The organism is Candidatus Pelagibacter sp. Uisw_090, assembly GCF_047717845.1.
Classification (GTDB): domain Bacteria; phylum Pseudomonadota; class Alphaproteobacteria; order Pelagibacterales; family Pelagibacteraceae; genus Pelagibacter.
Window position 1 is genome coordinate 233,843 of the sequence record NZ_CP159810.1, and the last position, 19,948, is coordinate 253,790.

Genomic DNA, 19,948 nt, shown 5'->3' on the forward strand with positions numbered 1-19,948 from the left:
ATGGACGATGTTGTAATAATTGGCGGTGGTATCATTGGAGTTGCGACAGCTTATTTTCTATCTAAAGAAGGTCGAAAAGTTAAAGTTATAGAAAAAGATCCATCATACAAAGAAGCCTCATTCCCTTTATCCCTCGGTGGCTTTAGGAGACAATTTTTTCAAAAAGAAAATATTTTGTTAGGTAAATTTGCAAGAGATTTTATTTTTCAAATACCAGAATTACTCAAAACTAAAAAAAATCCTAACCCTACAGCTAGTATGGTACCAAATGGTTACTTATTAATGTTTGGACCTGAGCATGCAGAGGAACAGTATAGAGCGTTAGAAAACCATAAAGAGTGTGGAGCTGGAACAAAAAATATAAAAGGTTCAGAATTATCCAAGGTTTTTTCTTACATTAACGATGAAGGTATAGAAACTGCCACTTATACAGATGATAAAAGTGAGGGTTGGATTGATCCTTTTATGTTTCACGGTGCTTTAAAAAGCAAGGCCACAGAACTTGGGGCTGAATTTATTAAGGGAGAAGTAAAAGAAATATCAGAAATTAATGCTAAGATAATTATTTCTGCTGCAGGTTGTTGGACTAAAAAAATATTAAATGATATTCCTGTTATTCCACAAAAACACACTGTTTTCAGAGTTAAGTGCCCAACGTATATATCTGAAATGCCTTTATCTGCTGATTTAACAACAGGTGTTTATTGGAGGCCAGAGGGTAAAGAATATTTAGCTGGTTCTCCAAAATCTACTTTTGATGCAACAAATCTTGAACCTGCTTGGGACGACTTTGAGGAGTTGGTATGGCCAGCTTTAGCAAAAAGAATTCCAATGTTTGAAGAGCTTAAATTAACTGGTGCTTGGGCAGGATTTTATGATCATAACCAACTAGACAGTAATGCTATTGTGGGTAAGCATCCTAAATACGAAAATGTATATATGGCTTCGGGTTTCACAGGAAGAGGATTGCAACAAGCACCTGGCATTGGTAGAGCTTTGACAGAACTTATAACAACAGGTTCTTATCAAACTATAGATGTAAGCGCTTTTAATGTTGAAAGAATATTTAGTAAAGAAGCTAGACCAGAACCTTACGTATTATAACGAGTTAAGTTCCACAAAAAGTTTGATATTTCTTATCGCTGTGTGGAGCAGGTGACATAAATTCTAAATCATTGCTATTAACTGTATAAGGATTTTTTAATATTTTTATTAACCTATTAAACAATGTTAAATCACCATTACTTGCTAATGTTAAAGCTTCTTCCACTTTATGATTACGAGGTATTACCATTGGATTAGAAGAATTCATTAATTCCATAGATTTATCATGTGAACTATTAAACATTGCTAATCTTTTCACCCATTTAATTTTCCATAAATTAAAGTCAGCATTATCATAAACTTCAGAATTTTTAATTGTCTTATCCGTCAAAAAAATAAAGGTATTTGTATAATCTGCTTTATTTTTTTGCATCCAATTTAATAACTCCATAATCAAATTTTTATCTTCTTTATCTTCATCATATAATCCGAGTTTATCTCTCATCATATTTAACCATTTTGTTTCATAATTTTGTTCAAATTTATCTAAAGCATCTGTAGCTAATTTAATTGCTTCATCTTCATTTTTGCTAATTAGTGGAATAAGACATTCAGCAAATCTTGTTAAATTCCATTTGGTAATTTTTGGTTGATTATCATAGGCGTATCTACCTAATTGATCTATTGAACTAAAAATTGTTTTAGGGTCATAAGTATCCATAAATGCACAGGGACCATAATCTATTGTTTCACCAGATATGGTCATATTGTCAGTATTCATAACTCCATGAATAAAACCGACACGCATCCAGTCAATTACAAGTTCAGTTTGTTTTTCGATTAAAACATTTAGTAAGTCTAATGCTTTATTCTTTGATGCTTTTATATTGGGGTAGTATTTTTCAATTGTGTAATTAATCAAAATTTCTAAATCACTAATATTTTGTTTTGCAGCAATGTATTGAAATGTTCCAACTCTTAGATGGCCTAATGCCACCCTTGTAAGAATTGCACCTTGTGAAATTTGTTCCCTAACCACATCTTCACCAGTTTTAACTACTGCTAAACTTCTAGTAGTAGGTATTTTTAAAGAATGCATTGCTTCACTTATTATATATTCTCTCAACATTGGGCCTAAAACAGCCCTACCATCACCACTTCGTGAGAATGGGGTTCTACCAGAGCCTTTGAATTGTATATCAAATCGCTCATTATTTTTGGTCAAGTGTTCACCGATTAAAACAGCTCTTCCATCACCAAGCATTGTAAAATGACCAAATTGATGGCCAGCGTAGGCTTGTGCTATAGAGTTAGATCCTTCAGGTAACATATTTCCTGAAAAAATTTTTGATAAACCTTCATCATTAACATCTGAAAAATCTAGATCTAATTTATTTGCTAGATCTTTATTTAATATTAATATTTCTGGTGCATTTACAGCAACAGGGTTGATATCTTCTTTGAATGTTTTTGGTAATCTCGAATAACTATTATCAAAATGCCAACCAATTGTCATTTTATCGATTAGTTAACTTCTGCTTGATTCTCTTTAGGTTCAACAACAGTTTTAAATTGATTGGATATTTTTTGAATTTCCACAGAAGAAACTTTGTATTCTGCACACATTGTTTCTTCATCTTTTCCATGACCAGTTACCATGTTAACCATATGTTCTGGAAAGTGGAATGTTGTAAATACAATTCCTTCTTTAACTTTATCTGTTACCTCTACTTTTAAAGCTACTTCACCTCTGCCAGAATAAAGTCTACCAATATCACCAGTATTTAATTCTCTTTTTTTAGCATCATTAGGGTGAACTAATAGCAAGTCTTCAGAAACTATATTAATATTTTTAGTACGTCTTGTCATAGTAGCTGCATTATAATGTTGAAGAACTCTACTAGTTGTTAAAATCAATGGATAATCTTTTTTATTCGTAGCTATCTCATTAGATTCTTTCCAATCAAAATTTTTAAGTTGTCCTTTTCCTAATTTGAATGTTTTTTCATGTAAGATTTGTGTATCTGTACCATCTTCTTGTACTGGCCATTGTAATCCCATTTTACCAAGTCTTTCTCTTGTTACCCCTTTAAAGAAAGGAACTACATCAGCTATTTCTGCAAGAACTTGATCAGCATCATATTCAGGTTGATCAAAGCCTAATTTTTGCATCATATCCGTTACAATTGTTCCATCAGTTTTAGTACCAGGTAAAGGAGGTACAGCTCGATTAACTCTTTGAATTCTTCTTTCTGTATTAGTAAATGTTCCATTTTTTTCTAAGAAAGTTGTTCCAGGTAATACTACTGTTGCAAGTTTTGCTGTTTCACTCATAAAAATTTCTTGTACAACTAAAAGCTCAAGTGAATTCATAGCATCTACAACATGTGCACTGTTAGGATCTGTTTGAACAATATCTTCTCCAATAATCCAGACAGCTTTAACATCTTTATTAATTGCCCCATCAAACATTTCAGGAATTTTTAATCCTGCTTTTGTTGGGTGTACTACTCCATATTTTTCAGTGTAGAAATTTTGAACTTTTTCATCAGCCACTTCAAAGTAACCAGCTCCTTGATGAGGTTGACAACCCATATCAGCTGCACCTTGGACATTATTTTGTCCTCTTAATGGATTAACACCAACACCTCTTCTACCAATATTTCCTGTAATCATTGCAAGATCAGCAATTAACATTACTGTTTTAGATCCTTGTTCTTGCTCGGTAACTCCTAAACCATGGAATTCCATAGAGTTTTTTGCGGTTGCATAAGCAATTGCAGCTTCTTTAACTAACTGTTTATCAACACCAGCAACTTTCGCTAGATGATCCATATCTTGTCTCTCAATTTCTTTAATGAAATTTGCAAAACCTTCAGTTCTATCTCTGACAAAGTCTTTGTCATAAAGGTTTGCTTTCAATATATAATGCAACATCATATTTAATATGGCTACATTTGTTCCTGGTCTAAGTTTAATATGATAATCAGCAAGTTTAGCAAGCTCAGTAGTAATTGGATCTAATACAATTAATTTTTTACCTTTCATTACTTGTTGCTTAATTTTAGCACCTGTAACTGGGTGAGCATTTGTTGGATTTGCTCCAATCACCATAAATAAATCTGCATAGTAAATATCTTCTGTAGAATTTGTAGCTGCTCCAGTTCCAAATGTTTGTTGCATTCCCCACGCAGTAGGTGAATGACAAATTCTTGCACAACAATCAATATTATTAGTTCCTATTGCTGCTCTAATCATTTTTTGGAAAACATAATTTTCTTCATTAGTACATCTTGCTGAAGAAATACCTGCAACTGCATCTGGTCCATTAGCTTTGGTAATTCTATTTAATTCTTTTTTAATAAAATCATATGCCTCATCCCAAGAAGCTTCTTCAAATTTTCCATTCCTTTTAATTAAAGGAGTTTTTAATCTGTCAGGATGATCGTAAAATCCAAAAGCATACCTTCCTTTAATACAAGTGTGGCCTGCGTTAACTTCAGATTCTTTAGGAGTAGAAATTGCAACAACTTTATTATCTTTAATTGAAGCTTCTAGATTACAACCAACTCCACAATAAGAACAAGTCGTTCTTACTTTTTCATCAACAGCAACGGATTTAGATTGATATACATCTGAGATGGCATCTGTTGGGCAAGTGTGTGCACAAGCTCCACAAGATACACAAGACGAGTCCCCAAATAATGCATCATTATCTGTTGTAATCTTAGACTCAAATCCTCTTCCACTCATTGTTAAAACAAATGAACCTTGAATTTCATCACAAGCTCTCACACATCTTCCACAATTAATGCAGTTATCTAAATTCATTCTCATGTAATCATGAGAGGTGTCTCTTGGAATACCTTTGTGTTGTTTTGGTACATTATATCTATGATCTGATATACCTAAATCATTAGCAACATCTTGAAGTTCACAGTTATTATTAACCTCACAAGTTCCACATTCCATTGGATGGTCGGTTAAAACTAGTTCAACAATATTTTTTCTTAAAGCCGTTAAATTTTCATTGTTTGTAAAAATATGTTGGTTTTCACCAACTGGTGTATGACATGAGGCTACAACTTTAGTCGGACCATCTTTAACTAAAGCAACCTCAACCGAACAAACTCTACAAGCTCCATATGGTGCTAAGTTTGGATCGTTACATAAAGCCGGAACCTTTTTTTCACCAAGATAACTTTCTACAAATTTTAAAACAGAAGTATGGTTAGGACCAATTTCATATGGCTTACCATCTATATATGCGATTTTTCTTTTTTCTGAGCTCATTAATTATCTTTGACCATATCATCCTTCATTTCATCACCAAAATATTTTAGTATGTTCATGATAGGTGTAGGTATTGCACCACATAAAGCACATAAACAGCCTTTTTTCATTGTTACTAGCAGTTCATTTAATAGCTTTAATGGAATTTTAGCAGTTTTATTCTTTGCTTGATCAAACATTTCCTTTCCTCTGTAAGAACCAAGTCTACCTGGGAAGCATTTTCCACATGATTCTTCAGCTGTGAATTCAAATAAATGATGAATATAGTCAACCATTGGGAAGTCTTTTGGAATGCTTACTATACTTGCGTGTCCCAACATGAAACCAGCAGCAGTAAATTCTTGAAAATCTAGATTTAATTTTTCTACTTCAGAAATTGGAATAACTCCACCTAATGGGCCACCAACTTGTAGTGCTTTAATAGGTTCTTTAAAACCTCCACCAATATCGTTCAAAACTTTTTTCATTGAAGTTCCCATTTCGACTTCGTAAACGCCTGGATTATTAAAAAAACTATCAAAACAGACTAATTTTGTACCTGCTGATTTTTTATTACCAATTGCAGCAAATTTTTCTGCTCCATTAATAAGTATACCAGTAGCAGCAGCTAAAGTTTCAACATTGTTAACAACTGTTGGTTTTTTATAAAGTCCTTCAGTAACAGGGAAGGGAGGTCTGACATCAACTTCTGCTCTTCTTCCTTCAATTGATGCAATTAAAGCAGTTTCTTCTCCACATATGTACGCTCCTTGTCCAATACAAATATTTAGATCAAAAGAAAAATTTGTTCCAAGAATATTTTTACCTAACAATCCTTCTTTTTTTAAAGAATTAATACATCCATTTATAGCTTCAATAGATTTTGGATATTCTCCTCTAATATATAAAACACCCTCGTCACTTCCAATAACATAACCACAGATGATCATTCCAAATAATACTTTTAGTGGCTGGTCTTCTAATAAGTATCTATCAGAAAATGCACCAGAGTCTCCTTCGTCAGCGTTGCAGATAACATATTTTTTTTCAGATTCTGCTTTTCTACAAAAATCCCATTTCATTCCAGCTGGAAAACCAGCACCACCTCTGCCTGTTAAATTTGAATCTAGTAATGATTTTATAATTTCTTGTTTATCTGTATTGATAAACTTATTTAAAATATCTTTAAATTGATCTAAATTTGAAAGCTTATCATCCATTAAAAAACTTGTTGAAGCAAAACTTTTTGAGAAAAATTTTTCCTGTTCAATTTTATCTCCTTTAATTATTTCATCAATTTTATCAATATCATTCCCAGCATAGTTTTCACCATCATAATGAAACGCTTTATTTTCATAACAGTGACCAAGACAAAACATTTCACCAACCTTATCATCACCTAGTTTTTCTTTTAATTTTTTCTTTAAAGGTTCCTGTGTTCCAGAACACATGCAAGCACTTCCATTACAAACAAAGGCTTTCTTTGCTCTATGAGATGGTCTTAAAAATTCATAAAAACTTTCTGCTCCATGAATAGTAGATACACCCATATGATATTCATTAGCTATTTCTTGAATACCGCTTGCATCTTTAGAGTTTAGGGATCTTTCAGAGATTTTCTCAAATAGGTTTTTCTTTAAACCAATTCTGCCTGATAAGTTACTTATATTTTTTGACACATTTTACCCTGTTGAAATTTTTTAATTTTTTATTATAATTCTCTCATTATTACTATAAATATTAAAGCTATCCTCTTTTACAAAACCAATTAATGTCATGTCAAACTTATTAGCCAAATCTATGGCGAGACTGGTTGGCGCACCTACGCCAATTAAGACACCTATATTTGCCATGAGTGCCTTTTGAACAAGGTCAAAGTTGAGCCTTCCAGAACAGGTTAGAAATTGAGAACTATTATCAAGTAAATTTTCTTTTAAGACAAATCCAATTAGCTTGTCCAAAGCATTATGCCTTCCTACATCCTCTTTTAAGGCAATAATTTCTCCACTCGCATTAAATAGCCCACTAGCATGAATGCCGCCAGTCTTTGAAAATTCAGATTGGTTTTGTCTTAATATATCTGGAGATTTCATTATAATTTCATGATGTATTTTAGGGATAGATTTTAATATTTTATCTTTCTTAATAATTTCTAAAGATTCAAGAGATGTTTTTCCACACACCCCACATGAGGAATTAGTCAAAAAATTTCTTTTAATTTTATCAATGTCTATATTCTCTGAATTATTTATTGTAATAATAACTTTATTTTGTAATTTATATTGTCCAACAGGATCGCCACTTGCTTCAATATTTTCTATATAGCTAATTTTTTCAATTACTCTTTCATTAAAAAGAAAGCCAGTAACTAAATTTTCATCATCTCCAGGTGTTCTCATCGTAATAGATATAGTATTTTCTACCCAATTTTTTTTATCTTTATATTTGAGTATTATTTCAAGTGGTTCTTCAATGGATATTTGATCATTAACCTCTTTCAAATTATTAGATCTAAATTTTGTGACTTTATAATTAGAATTCATTTAGTTAGTATATTTAAACTGGCTAAATTTGAAACAACGAAAAGATTAGCTTTTCCAACTACTTGGGTAGTTTTTCTTTAATATGAAACGATTTAGAATAACCGCATAAACAATTATTATTATAGAACCAAAAATAATTGGATTTAGTAAAAAATCATATGAAACTGCACCAAGTATTATAACAATAGGATTTCCTCCTGCTGGTGGGTGAGTTACACCAAACAGTATCATTATAAAAATACCAAGTCCTACAGCAATAGCTATTTGTAAAAATTGATCAATGGGTAGAAATTTTAAAATTAATACACCAACTATAGATGTTACCAAGTGACCAAAAAAAACATTTTTGGGTTGGGCAAATGGACTTTCTGGATACCCAAAAAGTAAAACCATCGAAGATCCAAATGATCCAGCTAAAAACAACCCATAGGGAGTTTCAAAACTTAGAAATGAAAGGGTACCAATTGTGATTATTGAAAATATTAAAGCATATAGAGCTCTGTTAAAGTTTTCTTTTATTGTATTTATCATATTCTTCTATTTTTGTTGTTAGTGTTATTCTAAAGTTTTAGGGCTTTTGAAAGAGTTTTAAAAGGAAGCAATAAACATTCTTTTCTAGAAATATTTTTTGAATTCATTATTTTTTTAAAGTCTTTTAAATCTTTTATATTAATTTTTTTTAATTGATCAAAATTTTCATCAAAGAAAAGCTCAGCTTTTGAAATAAAATCTGAAATTTTTTCTATTGGTACTTGCATAACCCATCTTGAAAGCAAACTAACTGAGGCTTGACAGTACACGCATGATCTACATTGATACCCCATGTCTTGAACAATATTGTCTTTAACCATTAAGCTAATTTCCATCTCATCACCGCATAAAGGGTTTTTGTTCCTTGATTGATGTGTATGCTTTTTAAGCACTTTGTGGTTTTCGGTATTAGATGCAATTTCTAAAATTTCTAAGTCCATTATAATTCTTTAATTAAGAGATTAATGTTTTATATTTTGATTTATGAAAGATAACAATATTTTAGCTGTTGTGCTAGCTGGTGGAAAGTCAAAGAGATTTGGTGAAGATAAAAATCAGACAAAACTTGGTGATAAAACATTGTTAGAACACGTTTTATTTAAAATTAGCAATAGATATGAGGAGATACTTATTGTCTCAAGCCACAGTATAGATACAAAAAAAATAAAAAATGTAACAATAATTCCTGATTGTTTTGATGACTTTGGACCATTAGCAGGAGTTCTGAGTGCAATGAAATGGGTTAAAGAAAATCAAAAATCATATCAGTGGATTGCAACATTTCCATCAGACACACCTTTTTTTGAAACATCAATTATTGATGAATATCAAAAAAGAATTAAACTAAAAGATAGTCTGTTGTATTTTGTTAAATCAAACAACAAAAGACACAATATTTTTGGATTGTGGTCGATTGAATTATTAAAACCACTTGAAAATGATTTGATTAATAATAATTTTAGAAAAGTAGAAGATTGGGCTAATAAAATAGGGGTTAAAACAATTGATATTGAACCTAAAAAATTTGATCCTTTTTTTAATATAAATACTAAAGAAGATTTAGAAGAAGCAAAAAAAATATTAAAGAAAAAAAATGATTAATTACAAAGAAGCTAAAAAAATCTTATTAAAATCAAAGATTAAAATTAAAGATGAAATTATTAACTCATCAAAGTCACTAAATAGGATTAATGTATTAGATATCTATTCAGCTGTAAATTATCCAGCAGGAACTAATGCTGCATTTGATGGTTTTGCAATCAATTCAAAAGATACAATCAAGTTAAATAAAAATAATTCACAAAACTTTAAAATTTTAAAGACTATATCTGCAGGAGATAACCCATCTTTAAAAAAAACAAATAAATTTGAAGCTGTTGAGGTAATGACAGGTGCACTTATACCTAAAAATTTTGACACTATTATTCCAATAGAAAAAATTGTTTTTAGTAAAAATAGAAAATTTATTGTAATTAATGAAAAAATAAGAACTAACCAACACATCAGATATGCTGGATCAGATTATAAAAAAAGAGATTTAATAATTAAAAAAGGCACCATAATTCAACCTTCTCATATATTAGCTTTTAAAACATTGGGCATAGTAAATATTAATGTTAAAAAGATACCTAATATTTTATTTTTTTCAACGGGAAATGAAATTTCTAATAATAGAGATATTGCTAATTGGAAAGTTAGAAACTCAAATAGTCATTACATAAAATCCTTATCTAATAATTTTTTATTTAACTTTATAGATGGTGGAATTTTAAGAGATAAGGATGCTAAACTTTTTCAAAAAAAAATAGAAAAAAGTTTTAAATCTAAAATAGATATTATCATTACATCAGGTGCTGTATCTGCAGGTAAACATGATTTTGTTCCCCACATAATTAAAAAATTTAGTTTGTCTAATTTTTTTAAAGGTGTTTCAATTAGACCTGGCAAACCAGTAATGTTTGCAAAATTTAACAAAACTGAAAAAGCTATTTTTGGGCTACCTGGTAATCCTATTTCCTCATCTGCTTGTTTTAGATTTTTTGTTTATCCGTATTTGCTTAATATTCTTGGTGTTAAGGTTGAAAAACCATTTAAAGCTAAATTAAAAAATAATTATTCAAAGAGTAAAAAGATTATTAGATTTTTAAAAGCTAAGTTAACTTCAACTAATGATGGAAAAATAGAGTTAGAGGTTTTAAAAGGTCAGGAATCTTTCAGAATTAAATCATTTGTAGAGTCAAATGTGTGGGGTCTATTCAAAGAAGGGCAATCTATATTCAAAAAAGGGGATTTAATTGATTGTTACTCTCCAATAGGGTCAAATATTAATATCTTTAAATAGATCTCATTTTTATTGTAGTACAAAATAATTACTATTAAATATCCATCAATGCTTGAGTTAAAAAATGAAAAAATTGCAATCCCAGTAGTTTTATTAGCGGGTCTTATATGGTCCTTCGGTCCTTTGGTAGTTAGGTATATGAATGAACCCAATTTAGTTCCATGGCAATATATTTTTGCACGTGGCCTAACAATCTTTTTGATTTTAAATCTTTACCTTTTCTTTGAGGAAGGAAAAGATTTTTATAAGAATTATTTAAAAATTGGAATTTCAGGTATCATTGGTGGAACTGGACTAGGTATTGCAATGATAACCTTCATTTACTCCATTACAAATACCAGTGCAGCTGTTACTTTGCTTTGCTTAGCTGCCATGCCTTTTTTTACAGCCTTACTAGGTTTTTTATTTTTAAAAGAAAAAATTTCATTAAATGTTTGGGTAGCTATATTTATTGCAACAGTTGGAATAATAATAATAGCTTTGGGTAACACTGAAAAAAATTCTTTATTGGGACTTATATTTGGAATGACTTCTTCAATTGGTTTTTCTGTTTTTTCAGTGACCTTGAGATGGAATAAAGAAACACCAAAATTTACGACTGTAGCATTTGCAGGTTTATTCTGCTTTGTAGTTGCTGCAATAGTTATTTTAACTAATGATATGGTTTTTCTATCTACAAGTTATAATGGAACATTATTTTCTGTACATGGAACGTTAGTTTGTATGGGTTTAATTTTATATTCTATAGGATCAAAAGCTATACCAGCGGCAGAATTAACTTTGTTGTCATTAACTGAAGTTATAGGGGGCATATTTTGGGTATGGATTCCAATTTTAGGGATTAATGAAATACCGTCGACTAATACGATAATAGGAGGCTTCTTCCTTTTTATGTCTATCATTTATTATAGTCTTACAATTAAAACTAATAGACGGTTTATTGCCCTTAATTAACTAAGATGGAAAGACCAGATTTTTTTAATTTAAAAAATGGTGAGAAGGCCAAACTACCTTTCACAGATCAAGAATATCAAAGACGATTAACCAATTTAAGAACCACAATGAGTAAAAATAATCTTGATATGGTTATTTTAACTTCAATGCACAACATTGCTTACTATACAGGGTTTATTTATTGTTCTTTTGGTAGGCCTTATGGTTGCGTTGTAACAGCTAATAAAATTTCAACAATTTCTGCAAACATAGATGCAAGCCAACCGTGGCGGAGATCTCATAGTGATAATGTAATTTACACTGATTGGAAAAGAGATAATTATTTAAAAGCAATAGTTGCAATTATTGGAAGAGACGAACCTCCTAAGAATATTGGCATTGAAAATGATCATGTAACCCTAGATGTTAAAGAAAAACTTACGTCTATTTTTACTTTTTCAGTTTTTAGTGACGTATCAAAAGATTTAATGCAAGCTTAGAATGATTAAATCTGCAGAGGAAATAGAAATTATTAAAAATGGTGCAAGAATTGCCGATCTTGGTGGTGAAGAGATTGTAAAGAATATTAAAATTGGAGAAAGTGAACTTGAAATTGCAATAGCAGGTAGAGATAGAATGGAACGTGAAATTGCAAAAACCTACCCAGATGCAGAATATATGGATACCTGGGTTTGGTTTCAGTCAGGATTAAATACAGATGGAGCACATAACCCAAAAACGAATAGAAAATTAGAAGCAGGAGATATTCTTTCTTTAAATACCTTTCCTATGATTTCAGGATACTACACAGCTCTAGAGAGAACTCTTTTTGTAGATGAAATTGATGACGCTTCTTTAAAAGCTTGGGAAGCAAATGTTAAAGTTCATAAAAGAGGGCTAGAATTGATTAAACCAGGTGTAAAATGCTCTGCTATCTGCCATGAGTTGAATGAGCTCTTCGCTGAGCTTGGTTATCTTCATTACCGAACATTTGGTTACGGCCATTCTTTTGGTGTCCTATCTCATTTCTATGGAAGAGAAGCTGGATTAGAATTACGAGAGGACATAGATACTGTCTTAGAAGAGAATATGGTTGTTTCTATGGAGCCTATGATCATGATACCTGATGGAAAACCAGGAGCCGGTGGGTATAGAGAGCATGATATCCTAATTATAGGAAAAGATAATGCTGAAAACATTACTAAGTTTCCTTTTGGTCCAGAACATAATATTATTAAATCATAAAATATGAGCGAAAAAACTGTAGTTAATAGCTGGAATGAATGGGATCCTTTAAAACATGTAATTGTTGGTAAGGCAGATGGCACGTGCATACCAGCTCCAGAACCAGCTTTAGATGCCAAGGTACCAGAAGATTCTGACATGCGTGGTCAGTTTGGACCAAGAACAAAAGATACAGTTGATAAAGCAAATCAGTTGTTAGATGATTTTTCAAATATGTTAATTAAAAGAGGCATCAAAGTAGATAGACCAGATCCACTAGATTTTAGTAAAAAAATATCAACACCAGATTGGGAGGCAGATACAATGTTTGGCTGTATGCCACCTAGAGATGTTTTATTAACTGTTGGAAGTGAAATTTTAGAAGCAACGATGAGTTATAGATGTAGATGGTTCGAGTACCTTTGTTACAGACCTTTATTAAAAAAATATTATGATGAAGATCCTAATATGAGACATGAAGCTGCTCCAAAACCAAGGTTAACTGATGCAGATTATAGAAAAGATTATTTATCAGATAAAATTGGTATTCAAAAAAGATTAGAATGGACTGAAGATAAATTTTTTGTCACAACAGAAGAGGAACCCTTATTTGATGCTGCTGATGTTTTAAGGTTTGGTAAAGATTTAGTAGTTCAACATGGTTTTACAACAAACCTTAAAGGAATAGACTGGTTGAGAAGACACTATAAAGACCATAGAGTTCATGCAGTAAATTTTCCAGGCGATCCTTACCCAATTCATATAGATGCAACATTTACTCCAATTAAAGAAGGTTTAATTATTAATAATCCTCAAAGAAAGCTTCCAAAAGAACAAAGAAAACTTTTTGAAAATAATGGATGGGAGATCATAGATTCAGCTCAACCAGCGCATAATGAGCCGCCACCGTTATGTTATTCATCCACCTGGTTATCTATGAATGTTTTGGTATTAGACCCAAAGACAGTATGTGTTGAAAAAAGTGAAGTTTATCAAGCTGAACAATTAGATAAATTAGGAATGGAAGTTATTCCAGTTGATATGAGGGACGCTTATGCATTTGGTGGAGGATTACATTGTTGTACAGCAGATGTTTATAGAGAAGGGGAGTTAAAAGATTACTTTCCAAAACAATAATATTTATGCCATCTAAAATTAAAATTAAAAGAGAGCGAGTTAAATTTGCCTCCGACAACGTAGCGGGTGCATGTCCTGAAGTTTTAGATGCAATCATAAAAGCAAATGATGGAGATAGCGCTCCTTATGCTAATGATGATTGGTCAACGAACTTACAAAATAAGTTTTCTGAAATTTTTGAAAAAGATGTGATTGTTTATCCAACTGCGTCAGGTACAGCTGCTAATGCTTTAGCTTTATCAGCAATGACACCAGTTTTTGGAAGTATTTATTGTCACAAACATTCGCATATCAATACAGATGAATGTGGGGCCCCTGAATTTTATACAGGTGGTGCAAAACTTGTACCTTTAAATGGAATTAATGGAAAATTTACACCAGAAGAGTTATCTGAAAATATTGGAGGAGTTGGTATCGTACACCATACACAGCCTTCTGTAGTAAGTATTACTCAATTATGTGAAACAGGCGAAGTTTATCAGCTAGATGAAATTGCAGCTATATCTGAAACTGCTCATAAATATAATTTAAAAATGCATATGGATGGGGCAAGGTTCGCTAACGCTTTAGTGTCACTTGACGTAACTCCTGCTGAAATGACATGGAAGTCAGGAGTAGATGTTTTGTCTTTTGGTGCAACTAAAAATGGATGTATTGCAGCAGAAGCAATTATATTTTTTAAACCAGAATTAGTAGGTAATCTTCCTTTCTTAATGAAAAGATCAGGGCATCTACTTTCAAAAATGCGTTTTGTATCAGCTCAACTAGAGGCCTATGTTTCAAATGATGTGTGGCTAAGGAATGCGAAACACGCAAATAAGATGGGCAAAAAATTAAGTGAAGGATTAAATTCAAAATCAAATATTGAATTAGCTTACCCAACAGAAGCCAATGAAGTATTTGCTAAATTTCCAAAACCTATCATCGAGCATCTAAATTCAGAAGGTTATAAAATGAATCAAGAAGAGTTAGATGGTAAAGCAGTAAGGCTTGTTGCTGCTTGGAATACTAAAGAGAGTGATGTTGATCAACTTTTAGAAACAATTTCTAAAAAAACTAGTTTGGATCTTCTTTAAGAAATTCAATATATTTTAAAACCTCATCAAATTTATCATCAGAAATATCCTTATGCTTGCTGTGTTATTAAAATAGACTTGGCGTTAATGCAAAGCAATTTTAATGAAGAAACTGATAACAAACCATCAACATTTCTGAGTAGAATAACCATCAACAAATGTGATAGCCTTTAATCATGAAAAGATTTTTAGGGATCATAGTTCTGGGTTTGTTGTTGAGTGGGAATGCTTACGGAAATTTAGAAGATTTAGATAAATTAAAGAAGCTTGGAGAGGCGTACAAGTCAGGATTAATTACAAAAGAAATATTTGAATCAAGTAAAAAAAGAATCTTGAAAAATTTTAATAACCAAATTACCAAAAATAAACCAAGTGAAAAAAAATATGAACTTAAAGGTGAAAGATCTATTGCATTAAGCTGGGAAGGTTATGATGATTTAATAGCTGGAAAAGTTATATTTGATGAAAGAAATTATGATGGAACATTGATTTTACCTTTACCAAACAATGACGGAACATGTAATGGAACTTATTCACTACAAAAAGGTGGAAAAGGTGTATGGCAGATTACATGTACAAATAATATGGGAGCTGAAGGTACACTCAAGTGGGATGGTAATGGTGGTGTAACAGGAGTAGGTAAAGATAATAGTAATAAGAAGGTTAAATTTACAGTTTCAAAGAATAATTAGTTTAAAATTACGCTGAGAGTAAGCTCAAAAACAATCCAAACATTAATCAGTATTATAAATAAAGAGAAGTAGAAGATTGTGTAGGGGCGTTCTGTTACCCGGTGCCCCAGACCGTGCTTCTACAATTAACCTAAGTTAATTATGCAGCAATAGCGTAACTTTCGTTAGCATTTAAAGTTTAGCCCGTTGCGGTGGAACAATCCCGAACGAAAGAATAGCCTTTAGTCACCCGTCGATCCTATTTCACCCCCATAAGTTGTAATGGTGGAGGTGGTGGGTACTGCCCCCACGTCCGTAATGGTTATTACGAAATTCGTTTATCGTCGTAGTTGGCAAGCCAACACTATTACTATAAAAGCATTTGAAAGAGATTCAATAAAAATCATGAAATTAACTAAAGAACAATCACAAGAGATCAAAGACCAACAGGGTCAACAAAATCAAACAAAAAGAGTTACAGCTCCAGCGCTAGAAAATATTTTGTATGAGGCAATGCCAGCATTGGATCATGGTTTCGTGAGAGTTGTTGATTATATGGGTGATGATACATCAATTGTTCAATCAGCTAGAGTTTCTTATGGAAAAGGAACTAAGAAAGTTTCAACAGACGCAGGTTTAATTAAATATTTAATGAGACATTGGCATAGCACTCCATTTGAAATGTGTGAGATTAAATATCACGTTAAACTTCCAATTTTTATTGCTCGTCAATGGATTAGACATAGAACAGCAAATGTAAATGAATACTCAGCACGGTACTCTATATTAGATAAAGAATTTTATTTACCATCTGCAGAAAATTTAGCAGCACAGTCTTCAAGCAACAGACAGGGTAGAGGTGATGTTATTGAAGGCGAACAAGCAAAAGAAGTTTTAGAACTTTTAAAAAACGATGCTGATAGAACTTATGACAATTATGAGATGATGTTGAATGAGAGATTTGATGGATCAACTATTGATGAAAATAAAAAAGGTTTAGCAAGAGAACTTGCAAGAATGAATTTAACTTTAAATACTTATACACAATGGTACTGGAAAACTGATTTATTAAACTTGATGAATTTTTTAAGACTTAGAGCTGATAGTCATGCTCAATACGAAATAAGAGTGTATGCAGACATTATGCTAGATACTGTTAAAAAATGGGTTCCAATAACTTATGATGCATTTATGGATTATAGAGTTGGTGGTACAGAAGTTTCTGCAAAAGGAAAATCTATAATTCAAAAACTTATTAAAGGCGAAGATGTCAATCCTGATAGCTCTGGTTTATCCAAAAGAGAATGGAACGAATTAATGTCTGCTTTTGACCTTAAAGATAAGTTGATTTAATCTTTTTAGCAAAGTCTAAATATATTTTAGAAATTTCATGATCTGGGTTAGCTTCTACAATTGGTTTCCCTTCATCACCACATTTTCCAACTTCAGGATTTAATGGAATTTCACCTAGAAATTCTTTCCCAAATTCCTCTGCAGTTCTTTTAACACCACCCTCACCAAATATTTTATATTTTTTACCGTCATCACCTGTGAAGTAACTCATATTATCAACTAGACCTAAAATCTTAACTCCAAGTTTATCAAACATTTTAATTCCTCTTTTAACATCTAGAAGAGCAACTTCTTGAGGGGTAGAAACTATAATTGCTCCATCCATTTTAATCTCTTGTGAAAAAGTTAACTGAGTGTCACCAGTTCCTGGAGGCATATCAACAATTATAAAATCTAAATCTTTCCAACCTACTTTTTGAGTAAAAGTTTTGATTGCACTGGTAACCATAGGTCCACGCCAAATCATGGGAGTTTGTTGATCAGCAAGAAAGCCGATGGACATACATTGAATATCATATTTTGTAATTGGAGTTAAAGTTTGACCATCGCTTTTTGGCTTTTCATTAATATCAAACATTTTTGGAATTGATGGGCCGTAGATATCGGCATCAAGTAAACCAACTTTGCAGCCAATTTGCTTTAATGCTAAAGCAAGGTTTGTTGCAAAAGTAGATTTTCCAACACCACCTTTTGCACTTGATACAGCTATAGTAAATTTTGTTCCTAAAATTGGGTTCTTTGTGAACTTTTTAGGCTCTAATTTTCTTTTCATTGCGTCACTTAGTTCTGGCTTTTTATCAGTCATATTTTTATCATTACTTGTTTTTTATAATAAAGACATTATATACTTTGTCATATGTCAGATGATTTTCAAGGTAGAGGCGGAAGTCCATGGGGAACACCCCCAGGAGGAGGAAATGGTTCAGGAAAAGGACCCACGCCACCAGACATTGATGCATTAATTAGAGATATTCAAAGTAAAATAAATAAATTTTTACCTGGTGGAAGTTCATCAGGAGGAAAACCAATTGGTTTAATTTTAATTATTATAGCATTTGTATGGTTAGCAAGTGGGCTATATAGAGTGGGACCCGATGAACAAGGTGTTGTGCTAAGATTTGGTAAGTTTGTAAAAACTACTCAACCAGGATTACATTATCATATTCCACTTCCGATAGAGACAGTTCAGACACCAAAAGTTACAAAAGTAAATAGAATTGATATAGGATTTAGATCTGAGAGAGATAGTGGATTTTCTCAAGGTGGTGGAGTTGCTGACGTCCCCCAAGAAAGTTTAATGCTAACTGGTGATGAAAATATTGTTAATATAGATTTTTCAGTATTTTGGGTAATCAAAGATGCTGGTAAATTTTTATTCGAAATACAAGATCCAGAAGGAACAGTAAAAGCTGAAGCAGAGACTGCAATGAGAGAAGTGATTGCAAAAAGTAATATTCAACCAATTTTAACTGAAGGTAGAGCTTCAATTGAGATTGAAACACAGGAAATAATCCAAGCAATTTTAGATGAATACAATAGTGGAATTCAGGTTACACAAGTTCAAACTCAAAAAGCAGATCCACCTGATCAAGTAATTGACGCATTTAGAGATGTTCAAGCTGCAAGAGCTGATATGGAAAGATCTAAAAATGAAGCTGAAGCTTATGCGAACGATGTAATCCCAAGAGCAAGAGGGGAAGCTGCAAGAATTATGCAAGCAGCCGAAGCTTATAAGCAAAAAGTTGTTGCGTCAGCTGAAGGTGAAGCTAGTAGATTTATCTCGATTTATAATGAATATTTTAAAGCTAAAGAAGTTACTCAAGAGAGAATGTATTTAGAAACTATGGAAAAAGTATTGGCAGATATAGATAAAGTGATTATTGAAAAAGGTGCGGGGTCAGGCGTTGTTCCTTACTTGCCACTTCCTGAACTAGGAAAAAAGAAAGTGAAGAACTAATGAAAAAAATTTTACTTCCAATAACTATTATAATAGCAGCATTAGCTTTCTTCTCCATTTTTATAGTTAAAGAAGTTAATCAAGCAATTGTGCTTCAGTTTGGTGATCCTAAAAAGATTATACTAGAGCCTGGCCTGAACTTTAAAATGCCTTTTATTCAAAACGTGGTTTTTTTAGATAGTAGAATTTTAAATTTAGATACACCACCAATAGAAGTAATTGCATCAGACCAAAAAAGATTGATTGTTGATGCTTTTGCAAGGTTTCAAATTGTAGACCCATTAAAATTTTATATTTCAGTTGGAAACGAAAGGGTTGCAAGATCAAGATTAGCAACAATTATTAACTCAAGACTTAGAAATGTTCTAGGACAACAAGAATTACAAACATTGTTATCAAAAGATAGAAGTAAACAAATGTCCTTAATTCAAGAAGGCGTAAATGTTGAAGCTAAAAATTTTGGAATTAAAATTGTTGATGTAAGAATTAAAAGAGCAGATTTACCTGAAGCAAACAGTGAAGCGATCTTTAGAAGAATGCAAACTGAAAGAGAAAAAGAAGCTAAAGAATTTAGAGCAAGAGGTGCTGAAATGGCTGTAACTATTACATCTACAGCTGACAAAGATGTTTCAGTATTGTTGGCTAATGCAAACAAAGATTCTGAAATTATGAAAGGTCAAGGTGATGGTGAGAGAAATGCAATTTTTGCTGATGCATTCGGTAGAGACCCAGAATTCTTTGCTTTCTATAGAGCAATGCAAGCTTACGAAACTGCTTTAATAGGTGGAGACACTTCTGTAATCTTATCTCCTGATAGCGAGTTCTTTAAATTCTTTGGAAACATTAAGCCTAAAAAATAAATCAAA

At 31.9% G+C, this 19,948-nt stretch carries 17 protein-coding genes, 1 other RNA gene and 1 pseudogene; 11 read left to right on the forward strand and 8 right to left on the reverse strand.

Going from position 1 to position 19,948, the window contains the following annotated elements; genetic code table 11:
- Positions 1–1,104, forward strand: a complete 1,104-nt coding sequence (locus ABXT58_RS01245) for an NAD(P)/FAD-dependent oxidoreductase (RefSeq protein ID WP_415278585.1) — start codon at positions 1–3, stop codon at positions 1,102–1,104.
- A gap of 4 nt (positions 1,105–1,108) precedes the next feature.
- On the opposite strand, the gene ABXT58_RS01250 is transcribed toward ABXT58_RS01245, so the two are convergent.
- The 6 genes from ABXT58_RS01250 to ABXT58_RS01275 are packed head-to-tail and all read right to left on the reverse strand — an operon-like array spanning position 1,109 to position 8,830.
- Positions 1,109–2,560: a protein adenylyltransferase SelO gene (locus ABXT58_RS01250; RefSeq protein ID WP_415304249.1), complete on the reverse strand. Its 1,452-nt coding sequence runs from the start codon at positions 2,558–2,560 to the stop codon at positions 1,109–1,111.
- Between the two features lie 8 nt (positions 2,561–2,568).
- Positions 2,569–5,337, reverse strand: a complete 2,769-nt coding sequence (gene fdhF / locus ABXT58_RS01255; protein WP_415304250.1) for a formate dehydrogenase subunit alpha — start codon at positions 5,335–5,337, stop codon at positions 2,569–2,571.
- Positions 5,337–6,995, reverse strand: coding sequence for an NADH-ubiquinone oxidoreductase-F iron-sulfur binding region domain-containing protein (locus ABXT58_RS01260; RefSeq protein WP_415304251.1), 1,659 nt, complete (start codon positions 6,993–6,995; stop codon positions 5,337–5,339). The genes fdhF and ABXT58_RS01260 overlap by 1 nt, the downstream gene beginning before the upstream one ends.
- Before the next feature lie 21 nt (positions 6,996–7,016).
- On the reverse strand, positions 7,017–7,859 hold the full coding sequence (gene fdhD / locus ABXT58_RS01265; RefSeq protein WP_415304252.1) for a formate dehydrogenase accessory sulfurtransferase FdhD: 843 nt from the start codon (positions 7,857–7,859) through the stop codon (positions 7,017–7,019).
- A 45-nt stretch (positions 7,860–7,904) separates the two neighbouring features.
- Complete coding sequence (locus ABXT58_RS01270; protein ID WP_415304253.1) at positions 7,905–8,390, reverse strand: HPP family protein; 486 nt, start codon at positions 8,388–8,390, stop codon at positions 7,905–7,907.
- A gap of 29 nt (positions 8,391–8,419) precedes the next feature.
- Entirely contained in the window at positions 8,420–8,830 is a 411-nt protein-coding gene (locus ABXT58_RS01275) for an iron-sulfur cluster assembly scaffold protein (RefSeq protein ID WP_415304254.1), read from the reverse strand.
- Between the two features lie 43 nt (positions 8,831–8,873).
- Here ABXT58_RS01275 and ABXT58_RS01280 point away from each other — a divergent pair, with 43 nt between their 5' ends.
- The 7 genes and pseudogenes from ABXT58_RS01280 to ABXT58_RS01310 all read left to right on the forward strand — a co-directional run bounded on the left by ABXT58_RS01280 (position 8,874) and on the right by ABXT58_RS01310 (position 15,793).
- Positions 8,874–9,491 (forward strand): molybdenum cofactor guanylyltransferase, encoded by a 618-nt coding sequence (locus ABXT58_RS01280; RefSeq protein WP_415304255.1) that lies wholly within the window; start codon positions 8,874–8,876, stop codon positions 9,489–9,491.
- Positions 9,484–10,731, forward strand: a complete 1,248-nt coding sequence (locus tag ABXT58_RS01285) for a molybdopterin molybdotransferase MoeA (protein ID WP_415304256.1) — start codon at positions 9,484–9,486, stop codon at positions 10,729–10,731. The genes ABXT58_RS01280 and ABXT58_RS01285 overlap by 8 nt, the downstream gene beginning before the upstream one ends.
- A 48-nt stretch (positions 10,732–10,779) precedes the next feature.
- Complete coding sequence (locus tag ABXT58_RS01290; RefSeq protein ID WP_415304257.1) at positions 10,780–11,685, forward strand: DMT family transporter; 906 nt, start codon at positions 10,780–10,782, stop codon at positions 11,683–11,685.
- Between the two features lie 5 nt (positions 11,686–11,690).
- Positions 11,691–12,909 (forward strand): annotated as a pseudogene (locus ABXT58_RS01295) (aminopeptidase P family protein).
- A 3-nt stretch (positions 12,910–12,912) separates the two neighbouring features.
- A complete protein-coding gene (locus ABXT58_RS01300; RefSeq protein WP_415304258.1) occupies positions 12,913–14,025 on the forward strand; it encodes a serine/threonine protein kinase in 1,113 nt (370 codons plus the stop codon).
- 5 nt (positions 14,026–14,030) lie between these two features.
- The gene (locus tag ABXT58_RS01305; RefSeq protein ID WP_415304259.1) at positions 14,031–15,101 is read left to right on the forward strand and encodes a threonine aldolase family protein; all 1,071 of its coding nucleotides are present in this window, start codon (positions 14,031–14,033) and stop codon (positions 15,099–15,101) included.
- 176 nt (positions 15,102–15,277) lie between these two features.
- On the forward strand, positions 15,278–15,793 hold the full coding sequence (locus tag ABXT58_RS01310; RefSeq protein ID WP_415304260.1) for an SHOCT domain-containing protein: 516 nt from the start codon (positions 15,278–15,280) through the stop codon (positions 15,791–15,793).
- 79 nt (positions 15,794–15,872) lie between these two features.
- Here the strand turns inward: ABXT58_RS01310 and ssrA are convergent.
- Positions 15,873–16,173: a transfer-messenger RNA gene (ssrA, locus tag ABXT58_RS01315) on the reverse strand.
- Between the two features lie 4 nt (positions 16,174–16,177).
- Between ssrA and thyX the strand changes: the two genes are divergently transcribed.
- Positions 16,178–17,125: an FAD-dependent thymidylate synthase gene (gene thyX / locus ABXT58_RS01320; protein ID WP_415304261.1), complete on the forward strand. Its 948-nt coding sequence runs from the start codon at positions 16,178–16,180 to the stop codon at positions 17,123–17,125.
- On the opposite strand, the gene ABXT58_RS01325 is transcribed toward thyX, so the two are convergent.
- Complete coding sequence (locus ABXT58_RS01325; RefSeq protein ID WP_415304262.1) at positions 17,106–17,930, reverse strand: Mrp/NBP35 family ATP-binding protein; 825 nt, start codon at positions 17,928–17,930, stop codon at positions 17,106–17,108. The two genes, thyX and ABXT58_RS01325, sit on opposite strands and share 20 nt — an antisense overlap.
- 51 nt (positions 17,931–17,981) lie before the next feature.
- On the opposite strand from ABXT58_RS01325, the gene hflK reads away from it, so the two are divergent.
- Positions 17,982–19,082, forward strand: coding sequence for an FtsH protease activity modulator HflK (hflK, locus tag ABXT58_RS01330; RefSeq protein ID WP_415304263.1), 1,101 nt, complete (start codon positions 17,982–17,984; stop codon positions 19,080–19,082).
- Complete coding sequence (gene hflC, locus ABXT58_RS01335; RefSeq protein ID WP_415304264.1) at positions 19,082–19,942, forward strand: protease modulator HflC; 861 nt, start codon at positions 19,082–19,084, stop codon at positions 19,940–19,942. Before hflK ends, hflC begins: the two co-directional genes overlap by 1 nt.
- The last annotated feature ends 6 nt before the right edge of the window (positions 19,943–19,948 follow it).